General features: G+C 52.0%; 13 protein-coding genes. 4 read left to right on the top strand and 9 right to left on the bottom strand.

All coding sequences use genetic code 11. From position 1 onward, the window contains the following. Positions 1-75 precede the first annotated feature (75 nt). Positions 76-1,971, top strand: coding sequence for a diguanylate cyclase domain-containing protein (locus tag J1784_RS21115; protein WP_217150831.1), 1,896 nt, complete (start codon positions 76-78; stop codon positions 1,969-1,971). A gap of 44 nt (positions 1,972-2,015) precedes the next feature. Here the strand turns inward: J1784_RS21115 and J1784_RS21110 are convergent, their stop codons facing one another. The 9 genes from J1784_RS21110 to pspF form a co-directional block, all read right to left on the bottom strand. Then, positions 2,016-2,570 carry a serine acetyltransferase gene (locus J1784_RS21110; protein WP_217150830.1) on the bottom strand — a complete coding sequence of 185 codons (555 nt, stop codon included), beginning with the start codon at positions 2,568-2,570 and terminating at the stop codon, positions 2,016-2,018. A gap of 130 nt (positions 2,571-2,700) precedes the next feature. After that, positions 2,701-4,215: a dipeptide/tripeptide permease DtpA gene (gene dtpA / locus J1784_RS21105; protein WP_217150829.1), complete on the bottom strand. Its 1,515-nt coding sequence runs from the start codon at positions 4,213-4,215 to the stop codon at positions 2,701-2,703. Between the two features lie 583 nt (positions 4,216-4,798). Then, positions 4,799-6,001: a CMD domain-containing protein gene (locus tag J1784_RS21100; protein ID WP_217150828.1), complete on the bottom strand. Its 1,203-nt coding sequence runs from the start codon at positions 5,999-6,001 to the stop codon at positions 4,799-4,801. A gap of 253 nt (positions 6,002-6,254) precedes the next feature. Further along, complete coding sequence (gene sapF / locus J1784_RS21095) at positions 6,255-7,064, bottom strand: putrescine export ABC transporter ATP-binding protein SapF (RefSeq protein ID WP_095921494.1); 810 nt, start codon at positions 7,062-7,064, stop codon at positions 6,255-6,257. Then, on the bottom strand, positions 7,064-8,056 hold the full coding sequence (gene sapD, locus J1784_RS21090; protein WP_217150827.1) for a putrescine export ABC transporter ATP-binding protein SapD: 993 nt from the start codon (positions 8,054-8,056) through the stop codon (positions 7,064-7,066). Before sapD ends, sapF begins: the two co-directional genes overlap by 1 nt. Then, on the bottom strand, positions 8,056-8,946 hold the full coding sequence (sapC, locus tag J1784_RS21085; RefSeq protein WP_112287903.1) for a putrescine export ABC transporter permease SapC: 891 nt from the start codon (positions 8,944-8,946) through the stop codon (positions 8,056-8,058). Before sapC ends, sapD begins: the two co-directional genes overlap by 1 nt. Beyond that, complete coding sequence (sapB, locus tag J1784_RS21080; RefSeq protein ID WP_217150826.1) at positions 8,933-9,898, bottom strand: putrescine export ABC transporter permease SapB; 966 nt, start codon at positions 9,896-9,898, stop codon at positions 8,933-8,935. The genes sapC and sapB overlap by 14 nt, the downstream gene beginning before the upstream one ends. Further along, entirely contained in the window at positions 9,895-11,577 is a 1,683-nt protein-coding gene (gene sapA, locus J1784_RS21075) for an ABC transporter substrate-binding protein SapA (RefSeq protein ID WP_217150825.1), read from the bottom strand. Before sapA ends, sapB begins: the two co-directional genes overlap by 4 nt. A 363-nt stretch (positions 11,578-11,940) precedes the next feature. After that, the gene (gene pspF / locus J1784_RS21070) at positions 11,941-12,948 is read right to left on the bottom strand and encodes a phage shock protein operon transcriptional activator (protein WP_217150824.1); all 1,008 of its coding nucleotides are present in this window, start codon (positions 12,946-12,948) and stop codon (positions 11,941-11,943) included. A 233-nt stretch (positions 12,949-13,181) separates the two neighbouring features. On the opposite strand from pspF, the gene pspA reads away from it, so the two are divergent. The 3 genes from pspA to pspC all read left to right on the top strand — a co-directional run bounded on the left by pspA (position 13,182) and on the right by pspC (position 14,529). Next, entirely contained in the window at positions 13,182-13,853 is a 672-nt protein-coding gene (gene pspA, locus J1784_RS21065; protein WP_120131882.1) for a phage shock protein PspA, read from the top strand. Positions 13,854-13,942: 89 nt separating this feature from the next. Further along, the gene (gene pspB / locus J1784_RS21060; protein ID WP_013576050.1) at positions 13,943-14,170 is read left to right on the top strand and encodes an envelope stress response membrane protein PspB; all 228 of its coding nucleotides are present in this window, start codon (positions 13,943-13,945) and stop codon (positions 14,168-14,170) included. After that, positions 14,170-14,529 carry an envelope stress response membrane protein PspC gene (gene pspC, locus J1784_RS21055; protein ID WP_217150823.1) on the top strand — a complete coding sequence of 120 codons (360 nt, stop codon included), beginning with the start codon at positions 14,170-14,172 and terminating at the stop codon, positions 14,527-14,529. Before pspB ends, pspC begins: the two co-directional genes overlap by 1 nt. Positions 14,530-14,579 lie beyond the last annotated feature (50 nt).

The raw sequence follows: 14,579 nt of genomic DNA, 5'->3' as shown, positions 1-14,579 counted from the left end.
GTAATCAGAGCCGGTTTTCCGGTCAAACGCAGTAGACTTGATGGCATATTCACCAGTCATCATTGAGAGTGCATTATGTTAGTCCCTCAACAGGCAGTTGATGAACAGGCCCGGCTTGCGATACTGGCTTCTCTGGGCATCTTGGATTCCCCCAGAATTGAGGAGATCGACCGTATCACCCGCATGGCTGCGCGCCAGTTTCAGGCCAAAGCCGTCGTTGTCTCATTGATTGATGCCGACCGGCAGTGGTTTTTGTCCCATACCGGCATCGATATCAATCAGTCCCCGCGCGATACCTCATTTTGTGGTCATACCATTCTTGAATCCGGCCCGCTGATTGTCCGGGATGCCCGGCTGGATTTGCGGTTTCACGATAATCCGCTGGTCACCGGCGCGCCGCATATCGTCTTCTATGCCGGTTGCGCACTGCATTCCCAGCAGGGAGTTGCACTGGGCGCTCTGTGTCTGATTGACGACCGGACAAGAGAGTGGAGCGAGGAAGACGGACAAACCCTGATCGACATGACCGCGCTGGTGCAAAGCTACATTTTCCATCTGGAAAACCGCCAGTACACCGCACGGGTGGAAGATAATCTGGCGAAAAGCGAAGCCTTATTTGAGCAGACTTTTGCTCATGCCGCTGTCGGGTTTTCTCTGGTCGGGCTCGACTGGCGCTGGCTGCGCATCAATCCTCAGGTATGTAATATGCTGGGCTACGCCGAATACCAGCTCCGCAGTTGCCTGCTGCATGACGTGACCCATCCTGACGATCTCTATGCCGAAAATATTCTGATCCCCCGTTTACTCTCAGGCGAAATTAACAGTTTTAGCGTTGAGAAATTGCTTGAGCGGGCCAATGGCAGCACGTTGTGGGTGACGCTCACCGCTTCTCTGGTACGCAATGCCGCAGGAGAGGCGCACCATTATATTGTGGTGATCAGCGACATTACCGAGCGCAAAAATATTGAACAGACGTTGTATTCGTTGCAGGGTGATCTGGAACGTCGCGTAGCTGCGCGTACTAATGAACTGCAGGTGGCGATGGAGCAACTGCATCAGGAAATTGCACAGCGCCTGCATCGTGAGCGGGAACTGACGGAAAGCAAGAACCGGCTGCGGGCGATCACCGACAACATTCCGGCACTCATTTGTCATGTTGACGCGAATGAAGAATACATTTTTGTGAACCACTTTCACGCCAGCTGGTACGGCGTGGCTGAAGACAAAGTGCGTGGCCGCCAGGTAAAAGATGTCGTGGGGCAGGAGACTTATCAGCAAATCGAGCCTTATATCCGCCAGGTCTTGCAGGGGGTGGCCGTGAGCTATGACATTGAGTTACCAGGATATTCCCGTAACGGAAGAGGCGGTGTTTTGCACACCACGCTTATTCCCTGTGATGACAGCGGTCATGGCTACTACGGTCTTTCGACCGACATCAGCGAGATTAAAGAGTTACAGGCGCAGCTTGAGTTTGAGGCCAATCATGATTCGCTGACCGGACTTCCTAACCGGCGGGCGTTCCAGCAATCCCTGATTTATGCAGCCAGACAACAAGAAAAAGCAGACAAAGACATAGCCTTACTTTTTTTAGATATTGATAACTTTAAAGCTTACAACGACACCTACGGGCACGAATTTGGCGATCTTATTCTGAAGTTTTTCGGTCATACCTTGCGTGATAATCTGCGCTCACAGGACGTGGTAGCACGGCTGGCGGGAGACGAATTTACGGTTTTACTGGGCCACTTAGTGAATACGGAAAGCGACGTCAGCCGGATTTGTATCAGCCTGATGAACGCATTGCGCTGTATTGACCGCGTCGCGGGCGTACCGGTATCGCTGTCAGCCAGTATTGGCGTAGCAGTGGGGCGCGCGCGTCAGCCGTTGTTACCCGATACGCTGATGGCACGTGCTGACGCCGCCATGTATCGCGCAAAACAAAGCGGGAAGGGGCGTTACTATCTGGGGTAAATCGCTGGGTAAAAGTTGAGGTGAAAATGCCGTCCGCTGACGGCTTAGGTTTTGATGATGATCTTGCTGCTCTTTTCGGTATAGCACACCGCGTTATCGGGGATATCTTTATTGATGAACGACATCGCACCGATGGTGACATTGTGACCAATGGTAATATCATTGCCGATAATGCAGCAATTAGCGCCGATATCGACATCATCGCCAATCACCAGCCGTCTTGTTCCCTCATCCACTTTAATGCCGACAGTGGTGTTTTGCCGGATGCGGAAATTCTTCCCAATGATGCAATGAGGGTTAATGACGATCCCCGTCAGATGAGGGAGTCTGATCCCTTCACCAATTTGCGCGCCGAGCATAATCTCGATGCCATACTTTCTGATTAACGAATAGTTCATCTTGCGGGCACGGGCCTTACAAAAATGACTGTTCGTCGAATATAAATAGCTCGCGATGCGCCACCAGAAAATATACCTGTGCTGAGGCTGTTTTATGCAACGGATAATGATCCTCCGCCAGGAGAAAGCTTTTTTGTTCTTAAGAATATCAGCGGATAAATAGCGGGTTAATTGCGTATAGGGACTGTGATTTTCGCTCATCAGGATTGTTCCGTTTTCGTAAGTCGCGCTTACGCAATCCTAACACAATGAAAATATTTGCTAAATCTCTGCCATAAAAAACGCCTCCCGGAGGAGGCGTTCGTCAACCATCGTGAAAGACTATCTGCAATTACTGAGCAGCAGAAGCCAGTTCTGGTTGCTTCTCGTCAGTGTCACGATCCAGCGTCATGCGGTGCAGTTTAGATGCAGTTACCAGCATCAGCAGAGCAATGACACCCGTTGCAATACCAATCTGCAAGAACACGTGGCTGTAAATCGCCAGAGAAGCATGCGCATCTTCGATGTCTGCAGGTACGGCGGTCAGGTTCGCCACATAGCCCGCGATAATCGCAGCGGCTGCGGTAGTCAGGAACCATGCGCCCATGATAAAGCCCATCAGACGCTGTGGTACCAGCTGTGCAACCATAGCCAGACCCAGACCGGAAATCATCAGCTCACCGATACTTTGCAGCGCGTAGCTCAGCACCAGCCAGTTCACTGACACGATACCGTGCTCATTCGCCAGGCTTGCACCCCACGGCAGAACCAGGAAGGCACCAGAACACAGCACCATACCAATCGCAAACTTGTGCGGCATTGGCATACGATCGCCAACTTTGGTGTAAACAGCGGCCAGAATCGGACTGGCAACCATGATCCAGAACGGGTTCAGAGCCTGGAACTGCTCCGGCTGGAAGCTCAGACCCAGCAACTCATGACCGACGTTGTGAATAGCAAAGAAGTTCAGGGACGTTGGCATCTGGCTGTAGAGCACGAAGAATACCACCGCTTCCATCATCAGCAGGAAGGCCACAATCATCTTACGACGTGCGATACCTTGCATGGAGAAGGTTTCTTTCGCAAACACAATAATGATACCCACAGAAACCACAGCCAGAACCATACGTGCGATGGTTTGGTTATGCAGCAACCAGCTGGACAGGAAGACCAGTGCAACCACACCGACCAGAACCATCAGCAGCTTCTTGAACTGCAGCGGGGCGAAGTCTGGTTTAGAACCCTGACGTTTTACCCATTTGCGGCAGAACATGAAGTTCACGATGGTGATCAGCATACCGACAACGCTCAGAGAGAACGCGACACTCCAGCCATACTGCGCGGCAAGCCAGGGGGTTGCCAGCATAGAGAAGAATGAGCCGATGTTGACGGACATGTAATACATGGTGAATGCGCCATCGAGACGCGGGTCATCTTTTTCGTAGCAGGTAGAAAGCAATGAGGATGGATTTGCTTTAAACAAGCCACTGCCGACGGCGATTGTCGCCATACCCAGATAAACCCAGAACACCTCGTGGCCAGAATAGGCAACGAAGGAATAACCTAACGCCAGAACAATCGCGCCGAGCACGATCACGCGTTTTGAGCCGAGAACTTTATCGCCTAACCAGCCGCCGATGGCGACGAAACCGTAAACCAGCGCACTGAAAGAGGAGAACAGGGTGATGGAGTCAGCTTCACTCAGGCCAAGCATTTTGACCAGGTAAACCGCCATGATCCCTTGCAGGCCGTAATAACCGAAACGTTCCCACAATTCGATGGAGAAGATCAGGTAAAACGCTTTTGGCTGTTTGAAGGCGTTCAGACTCACGCTTTCATTGTTTGGTGTTTTGTTTGCAGTTGACACTCGTACCTCTGTTTATTCCTTCTGCCTGTATAGAGCAGAAACGCATAAGTGGCGCGAAATAAGCACCCTTTGCATTGTTATAAGATGGGATGACGGCAAGTAATGTTCACTATCTTCGTAAATGAGGCAAGGAGTTTGACATATACCGTTACATTTAACTTATCCGGCCTGATTAAACTGTGTTCGAAATGTTATGCAGAATTAACGTTTATGTTTTCTAAATAGACAATGTGAATGTGTTGTATAAATAATAATCCAGATTCTGAAATTGTTATTGTTTTTCTTAAAAAGTTTTAACTGGATTATTCATCCACGTGATGATGAATAAATAGTGAATACGTCTGGAATGGGGTGCTGTTTACGGGTTTTTCTGAAAATTAAAAACAACGCTGAAAGCCCATTCGGAACGATGCATAGTCTAGTGTGATCTGCATCTCGTTTTAACACTAAATTTCCGGTTGAAAATAAGATTAGTACGACTTATGGCGGTTACGTAGCGGGGGTATTTACATTTGGCTTCTCCGGCAGGGTAATATCCTGCCGGAAAGAGAGGGGGTAGCATGAAGGGAAATGCGGTGGGAACTCAACGGTTCAGGGTATCTCCCAGCGTCTGAATCAGGCGGTTTGACCAGCTGAACAGTGCGGCAGTCAGCAGGATATCCAGAGATTGTGTTGCCGAATAACCGGCGTCCGATAATCCATGTAGCTGGCGCGCGTCAAACCGCTCAGGTGTGCGGGTCAGCGTGATTACGGCGTCCAGCAATGCGGCTTCTTTTCTGTCAGACAGCGTTTTCGACAGTGCATCAACCGCATCATCACGATAATTTTCTTCAAATAAGCCGTTGATAATGGCTTCGTTGCCACCGGCTTCAAGATATAAACGTCCGTGAATGCCCGCGCAATAAAGGCAACCATTTAACTGTGACGTTGCCACTGCCGACAGTTCGCGCCATGCGGCTTTCGGGCGCTCACCCGCCTGCATCACATGATTAAACACGGCAGAGAATTCGCTCAGCGCGTCGGCGTCATGCACCAGCAGAGTATAAAACGAAGAAGATCGCGCATCGGGGGCGATTAAATCCAGAACATCCTGCTGATACTTGCTGGCGGTTTCCGTTGCGACTTCCGGCAGCCTTGATTTCCATTGCAACATGGCAAGAGAAAATCCTTTCTGTTCGCAGCCTTCTGGTGCAGGGAATCCGGGCAGTACCGCTGCCGCGCGCCCGCGTAAACCATTTAGTATGGCCAATACGCGCGCCTGATAACTGACAAAACCGGTCAGCTGTGTGAAAGTCACGATATCGCGGGTACTGAATCCTACGCTGTAGAGCTGTTCCAGCATCGGCGGGGTGATAAGCGTCGGTTGTGTGGCGAGTAACCGGGCGAACTGTGTGATATGAGTCTGGCGGATGTTACTTTCACGAGAGGCATCAGGGCTGGAGAGCGGGGCGAGGCGGGCGGCGTAGTGGCTACAAAGAGACTGTATGCCGGTCACCTGCGCAACGGTCAGCGCGCTGCTGAGGCGGTCATATAAAGTCAGCGTTTCGGTACGCGATACGCTGAGAGTTTCCGGGAAAAGAACCTCGTAACAGGCGCGTGAGGCGCGCAGAAGTTTCTGGCGTTCGTTAAGCAACTGGCGAAGTGTCGGATCAAGCTGCATATCCAGCCCGAGCAGAAAGCGATCCTGAACTAACGCAGCATGGGGATCAAGCGGCAGGTGACCATACTGGCTGGATTGTGTTTCATGATACCAGCCGCTGTGCGCGGCCTTGCGTTGTTGTTCCATGAACGGGTCCTTTGCTTCAAGCCTGGCGTCCAGGCAAATTATCAGACCCTATCCTTGCTGATACTGTTGTCGATATAAAATAATGTTAAGCGATAAATCATATCTAAAAGGAATAGAAAACGGCAGATATGCCAGAGGAACGGGTTTGGTCGCGAATTTCATCGGTCATTTCCCCGATTATAATGATAAAAAACGGTGCCGTTTCAGGCACCGTTCATGTATTCAGCTTATAACCTGCCAGCAGAGCGCCGGACTAGTTGCCGTCGCGACGCCAGGCATCTGCCGTGAGAGCCTCACCGAAATGACTGGAGATCAGCCTTTTCGTCAGATCATGCAGCGGTGCCGCCAGCACTTCTGCGGTATTGCCACGCTCGACGACCTCACCTTCATGCATTACCAGAACCTGATCGCTGATGTGTTTCATCATGCCAAGATGCTGGGTCACATAAATGTATGAGATACCCTGTTTTTCCTGCAATTCAAGCATCATGTTGATGATTTGCGAACGCATGGACATATCCAGAGACGCCAGCGCCTCATCGGCCACAATCACTTTCGGTTGCAGAATCAGCGCGCGCGCCAGAGCCACACGTTGCTTCTGACCGGACGCCAGCATATGCGGATAATAATTCGCGTGGTCAGGTAACATACCGACCAGACGCAGCGTCTGGTTGATGCGCTGTTCACGTTGCTGCGCGTCCATTTCACCATTAAGGCGCAAAGGCGCTTCAAGCAGCTGACCGATGCGCTGACGCGGATTAAGCGATGTGCTCGGATCCTGAAAAATCATGCGGATTTGCTGGCTGCGGAAACGATAATCGCGAAATTCCAGCGGATGCTCATCAATCAGGATTTCACCGCCGCTCGGTTCAACCATCCCGGAAAGCATTTTCGCCAGCGTCGATTTACCAGAACCGTTTTCACCGATAATCGCCAGCGTCTGTTTTTCACGCAGCGTAAAGCTGACCGGTTTCACCGCATCAAGATTCATCTTGCGGAACAGTCCGGTGCGATAACGGAACGTTTTGCTCAGATTACGGACTTCGAGCAGGGTTTCGCCCATTATTGCTCCTCCATGTTCAGCGGGAAGTGGCAGGCGTAAGCGTGCGTTTTCGCCAGACGCAGACGCGGCGTCTCAATGCATTTTTTCTGCGCGTAAGGGCAGCGCGGTCCCAGACGACAGCCAATCGGCAGATGTTCCAGTGAAGGAATGGCACCCGGCAGCGTATTCAGACGGCTTTTATGCGGCAATGAACGACCAAAATCGGGCATCGCGCGGATCAGCGCCTGCGTATAAGGATGATGCGGCGCAGCCAGCAGGTCTTCACACACGGCGCTCTCAACGGTCTGACCGCAATACAGCACGTTCACGCGGTTCGCCCATTTACTCATCATTTGTAGGTCGTGGCTGATCAGCAAAATTGTGGTGTTATTGTTCTGATTCAGTCGTGCCAGCAGGCGGAAAATCTGCGCCTGTGTGGTCGGTTCCATCGCATTGGTGGGTTCATCGGCAATCAGCAAACGTGGCTGATTCGCCAGCGCAATGGCAATCATCACTTTCTGGCATTCGCCTTCGGTCAGTTCATACGGATAACTGGCCATGATGTCTTTGTGATCTTTAATCCCGACACGGTGCAGCAGTTCAATGGCGCGTTTTTTCCGCCATTTCCAGCGCTGATACCAGCGGCCTTTGTACGTCCAGCCGGGAATGGCCTGGATCAACTGACGGCCGATACTTTCCGAAGGATCCAGACAGGATTGCGGTTCCTGAAAAATCATCGATACGTTTTGCCCGACCAGTTTGCGGCGTTCGCGTGGCGACAACTGCAACAGGTCGATATTGTCAAAACGCATACGGTCTGCCGTTACGCGCCAGTTATCTTTGGTTACGCCGCAGATAGCTTTGGCAATCAGGCTTTTACCTGAGCCGGATTCGCCCACCAGCCCGCGAATCTCACCGGCATTCAGCGTCATGCTGACGCGGTCAACGGCTTTGACCGGGCCGTCGGCGGTCATAAATTCAATAGTCAGATTGCGGATATCGAGTAACGGCATTATTCCACTCCCGCATTAATCGCCCGACGCACACCGTCACCCAGCAGGTTAATCAGCAGTACGCTGATGAGAATGGCAGCACCCGGCAGCATCACGGTCCACGGCGCGACATACACCAGCTCCAGCGAATCCCCGAGCATTGCTCCCCATTCCGGTGAAGGTAATTGTGCACCTAAATCCAGAAAACCTAACGCGGCAATGTCCAGGATCGCCATCGACAGGGCACGGGTAAATTCTGTCGCCAGTACCGCCACAATATTGGGCAATACGGCATAACGCAGAATCTGCCACGTCGATGCGCCGTCGAGGCGCACTGCGACCACATATTCTTTTTCCAGCTCGTCATGCACCGCGCTGTAAATGGTGCGCGAAATTCGTGGCAATAATGCCAGCCAGACGGCCAGCATCGCGTGTTCGAGTTTCGGGCCGATAAAGGCCACCACCACAATCGCCAGCAACAGGGAAGGGATCGACAGCAACGTATCCAGAATATGGTTGAGAATGGCTGATTTCAGTCCGCGGGTGATCCCCGCCAGTACGCCGATAATCACGCCACACAACGAGGCCGCGAGAGTTATCACCAGCGCACCACCGATGGTCGGCGCTGCACCGGTTAACATCCGGCTGAGTAAGTCCCGCCCCAGATCGTCGGTGCCGAGGAAGAATGAAACGTTACCGTAGCGTGACCATGAAGGCGGCAACAGCTGATAGCCAAGGAATTGCTGGTCGAGGGCGTACGGCGCCAGAAGATGACCAAAAATACACAAAAACAGCAGCCCGAGAACGCCGTAGAAGCCGATCATCGACAGCGTGTCGCGATAGAAAATCCCCCACGTGTGGCGCAGCGGACTGGGTACTTGTTTTTCGCGGTATACATTATCGAAGGGCATACCATTCCTTATGTTTCAATGGATTCATTAATGCACCGAGAATGTCTGAAAGCACGTTCACCACAATCACCAGCGATCCGACCACCATGACACCGGCTGAGATCGCGGCGTAATCCTGCTGGCGAATAGCGTTAATCAGCCAGCGGCCAATTCCCGGCCAGTTAAAGACCACTTCGGTAATCATCGCCAGTGTCAGCATGGTCGAAAATTGCAGCCCGAGCTTAGGAATAATTGGCGGCAGCGCGTTATGCAACACATGGCGGCGGATAATTGTAAACCGCGACAACCCGCGCGTGGCGGCAGCCTTGACGTAGTTTTTCGCCAGCACATCGTCGGTGGAAATTCGCATAAGACGGATAACTTCCGTCGTCGGTGCGACAGCCAGCGCGGCAATCGGCAAAATCATATGGCGAATGGCGCTGATGATCATTTCATGTCGATAAGGCGAATCGGAAAGCCACGCGTCAACCAGCGTCAGGCCGGTGACGGTTTTCAGCTGATAGAGCAAATCAAGGCGACCGGATACCGGAAGCCAGCCAAGCTGCATTGAGAAAAACAGCATCAGCAACACGGCCAGCCAGAATACCGGAATGGAAAAACCGAGCAGGGCGAGACTGCTGATCGCGACATCCGGCCATTTTCCGCGCATGACACCCGCCAGGATCCCCAGCGGAATACCTACGACTAACGCCAGCGCAAAAGCCAGAACACACAGTTCCATCGTCGCCGGGAATACAGCTTTGAGCTGATAGGTAATGCTTTCGCCGTTAATACTCGACACGCCAAAATCAAACTGGCAGATGCCTAAAAAATAGAAACGGTACGCATCCCATAGTGACGCCCCGCGCAGTGGCGCGTTGGGCGTAAAATAGCTCAGGCTGAACGCCACCAGACTGAGGAAAAACAGCGTGGCAATCAGCAACAATATGCGACGTAACGTGAAGATAATCATGGGGCTTTCCTTCCTTCATCATCACGACTTTTTTCATCTTCACGGAAGACACCAGCAAACGACGAATTGCCAAACGGGCTCAGTACCAGACCTTTGATGTCGTAACGGTAGGCCTGAAGCCGCAGGGAAGAGGCCAGCGGCAACACCGGCAGTTCCTGCTCAAGGATTTTCTGTGCCTGCTGATAAAACTCAATGCGCTGTGAAAGTTGTTGCGATAAAAGCCCCTGACGAAGTAATTCGTCAAATGCCGGATCACACCAGTGAGCATAGTTGGTCTGGGACTGAAGTGCTGCACAACTGAGCATCGGACGGAAGAAACTGTCCGGGTCATTACTGTCCGTTGACCAGCCTGTGAGCGTCAGGTCGTGATTCATTTCCATCAGCTTCGCTTCCTGAAAACGCCCTTCGACCGGAACAATGGTCACTTTAATGCCGACCTGCGCTAAATCGGCCTGGATCAGTTCAGCAGTTTTCAGCGGGCTTGGATTAAACGACTGGGATGCAGTCGGCACCCATAAATGAAGATTGAGTTTTTCCTGTCCCAGATCCTTTAAAATCTTTTTGGCTTTTTCAGGATTATATTCCGTGACCTGCGCATTGCTGTCATATGCCCACGACGCGCGCGGTAAAATAGACGCAGCGGTTTCAGCTGTGCCGTAATAAATCGACTGCATCAGACGCTGGTTATTAATCGACAGCGCAACGGCCTGACGAATGCGCGGATCGTTGAGCGGCGCTTTATTGGTATTGAAAGCCAGATAGGCGACGTTCATGCCCGGACGCAGCGACAGGCGCAAACGCGGATCTTCACGCAAAATCGACAACTGACTGGCCGCCGGATAAGCCAGTACGTCACACTCGCCGGTCAGCAATTTGGACAGACGTCCGGTTCCGCCGACGCCCATATCTATTACCACCTGCGCCATGCGCGGGGTGCCTTTCCAGTATTGTCCGTTACGCGCCAGGCGAACATATTGTCCGGTGCGATATTCCCCAAGCTGGAAAGGGCCTGTTCCCACTGGCTGGCGGTCAATTTCTTCTTCATTTCCAGATTTGGTCAGATTCGCCGCATATTCAGCGGAAAGTACCGGTGCATAGTGCGTGGCGAGATGCCAGAGGAAAGAAGCGTCAGGATTATTGAGACGAAACTCGACGGTATAATCATCGAGTTTTTTGATGCTTTTTACAGCACGGGCAAACTGCAGGCTGTCGAAATACGGATATTCCTCGCCGTTCACTGCGTGAAAATGATTATTCGGATCCACGATGCGCTGGAAACTAAACACCACGTCGTCAGCGTTCATTTTGCGCGAAGGCGAAAACCAGCTGGATTTCTGGAAAGGGACATCTTTGCGCAGGTGGAAACGGTAGGTCGCGCCGTCATCCAGCACTTCCCAGCTTTGCGCCAGTTCAGGGATCAGGCGATAGGTGTACGGGTCAACGTCCAGCAACCGGTCGTATAACTGCGCGGCAAGGGTATCGATAATCAGCCCGCTGCTGGCTTTTTGCGGGTTAAACGTATTGACCATGCCGTTAACGCAATAGACAAAGCCGCTCTGGCGAATATCTTTCACCGGTGCAGTAACCGCCGTCGTGCTGGCGTGTGTTGGGGCTGTCTCAGCAAAAACTGCTGTGGACAAGCCGCTCAGTAAAAGCATCCACAAAGTTAGACGACGCATAAAGGCTTCAAAGTTAAGGTGCAATAGCTTAAGTGTACCGTACTCTGCGAGGTACCCCAATCCATTGCACAAATCAGCCGACGATCCTGCGGCACTTCGCGCAAAAATCATCCGGACAAGACTTAAAGCGAAATAAAGCGGAGCCCATCAGAACCCCGGGGTGTTCAATAAGTAGCCATGATGTCGTTGTGGTAATGAGAAATATTCTCAACAAAGTGCTTTACAGACGATACTGAGAACCATTATCATTCTTTTCACCGGACGAGAGGTGGCCCGCCAGGGCGCTAATCGCGAGGTACGACATTGCTCACATTGCTTCCAGTATTACTTAGCCAGCTCGGGTGCTGGCTTTTTTTTTGCCTGTTATTCAGCGGGTTCCTGCGAGTTCACCAGAATTGCGTGTTTTTTCAACATCCCGCGCAACTGATGATAAGTCACGTTCAGCAGTTCAGCTGCCTTGCGCTGATTAAAGCGCGCCTGCCGTAAAGCCTGTTCTATCAGATTTTTTTCCTGTTCCGTCACCCATTGTTTGAGATCTAACGGCAGTGCTGGCAGATTTTCGTGCGTGCTGATGTCAGCCGGTTCTACGGCAGAAGTGCGCGGCGCAAACGGGTTTAGAATAATGTTATCAAGCGGAAAATCGCTGGTGCCGTGGCGATACATCGAACGTTCCACGACGTTTTTCAGTTCGCGGATATTGCCCGGCCAGCGGTAGGCCAGCAGGGTTTCGCGGGCGTATTCCGTAAATCCGGGAAATAAAGGCAGCGAAAGCTCGCGGCACATCTGGATGGCGAAATGCTCGGCCAGTAACATGATGTCTTGCTGTCGCTCACGCAGCGGCGGCAACTGCACTACATCAAACGCCAGGCGATCCAGCAGGTCGGCACGAAATTTTCCTTCTGCCGCCAGCTGCGGTAAATCATCGTTAGTCGCACACACCAGTCGCACATCAACCTGTAACGGCTGGCTGCCCCCGACGCGCTCGAGATGCCCGTATTCAATCACGCGCAGCAATTTTTCCTGCACCAGCATCGGCGCGGTCGCCAGTTCATCGAGAAATAAGGTGCCGCCGTCAGCGCGTTCAAAGCGCCCGAGATGGCGTTTCTGCGCCCCGGTAAACGCGCCCGCTTCGTGGCCGAACAATTCGGAATCCAGCAGGTTCTCGTTAAGTGCTGCGCAGTTGAGCGAAATGAACGGACCTTGCCAGCGGGGTGACAGATAATGCAGACGATGCGCGATCAGTTCTTTACCGCTTCCGCGCTCGCCAGTGACCAGAACCGGCTTGTTCAGTTTCGCCAGCTGCGAAACCTGTTCCAGCACTTCTATAAAGGCGTTGGCTTCGCCGAGCAAATTGTCTGTGTTATCCGTCATTTGGCTTTCCTTGTGTGGTGAAACACACTAACTATTAGTGAAAATAATCATCTCGAAAAATAAGCATAGCAGAGGAGAAAATAAAAAATTCAATTTATTCATGAAGATAATGTGATTAAAAAGTTGGCACGGATCCTGATATAGGTTTATCGCCGCAGTTGAAAATTTTCCTGTGGATTTAACCGGTAATCATTTGGCCGGAAACCAAACAGAAACAAAGAGGAATTTCGATTATGGGTATTTTTTCTCGCTTCGCTGACATCATTAACGCCAACATCAACACCTTGCTGGATAAAGCTGAAGATCCGCAAAAACTGGTTCGTCTGATGATTCAGGAAATGGAAGACACGCTGGTGGAGCTGCGTTCGACCTCCGCCCGTGCGCTGGCAGAAAAGAAACAGCTGATCCGCCGTATCGATCAGGGTGAATCCCAGCAGGCTGAATGGCAGGACAAAGCCGAACTGGCGCTGCGTAAAGATAAAGACGATCTGGCCCGTGCGGCGCTGATCGAAAAGCAAAAACTGTCCGAGCTGGTCACCACGCTGAAAAATGAAGTGACCGTGGTAGAAGAAACGCTGGACCGCATGAAGTCAGAAATTGGCGAACTGGAAAGCAAACTGACCGAAACCCGCGCCCGTCAGCAGGCGCTGACTTTACGTCATCAGGCTGCGGCGTCTTCGCGTGACGTTCGCCGTCAGCTCGACAGCGGTAAAATTGATGAAGCGATGGCGCGTTTTGAACAGTTCGAACGTCGCATCGATCACATGGAAGCGGAAGCAGAAAGTGTCAGCATCGGCAAAAAGAAATCGCTGGATCAGCAATTTGCTGAGCTGAAAGCCGACGATGAAATCAGCGCACAAATCGCTGCCCTGAAAGCTAAAATGAACGGCAACCAGGACGCGTAATGTTTGCCATCAAACCTGCCTGTCCGCAGGCAGGTTGTTGCAGGATAAACGCCGTAACCGGTAATAAAAAAGACTCATAAGGAGATGCAATGAGCTTCCTGTTTTTAGCTATTCCGCTGACCATTTTCGTTTTATTCGTGGCGCCCGTCTGGTTGTGGCTTCACTACAGCAATCGCCAGCAAAATGGCAGTCAGCTCAGTCAGCATGAGATGCAAAATCTCACCAGTCTGACCCATGAAGCGCAGCGTATGCGCGAACGTATTCAGGCGCTGGAAGAAATTCTTGATGCCGAACATCCGGGCTGGAGGCAATCATAATGGCGACCCGTCTGTCTGAGAAAAAACTCTACCGCGTGCCGGAAGAGGGCGTGGTGAAAGGCGTGCTGGCCGGGCTGTCGCACTATCTGGGCGTGCCGGTAAAGCTGCTGCGTATTATGGCGGTGCTGTCGATTTTCTTCGGCTTGTTCATGTTCACATTGGTGGCGTACATCATTCTCAGCTACGTGCTGGATCCGGTACCGGCCAGCGAATACGAAGATGAAAATGCCCCGTCGCCGCGTAATTTGCTGGAAGAAGCCGACCGTGAACTGAAAGCCAGTGAGCAGCGTTTACGTCAGGTCGAGCGTTACGTCACTTCCGAAACCTTTGGCGTACGCAGCCGGTTCCGTCAGCTTTAATTCTTACTTAACCGCTTTGCCTCTGGCTGCCGGACGTTGCTCCGGCTGCT

Source organism: Rahnella ecdela, assembly GCF_019049625.1.
Taxonomy (GTDB): domain Bacteria; phylum Pseudomonadota; class Gammaproteobacteria; order Enterobacterales; family Enterobacteriaceae; genus Rahnella; species Rahnella ecdela.
This window is presented reverse-complemented; position numbering and strand designations above follow the sequence as displayed.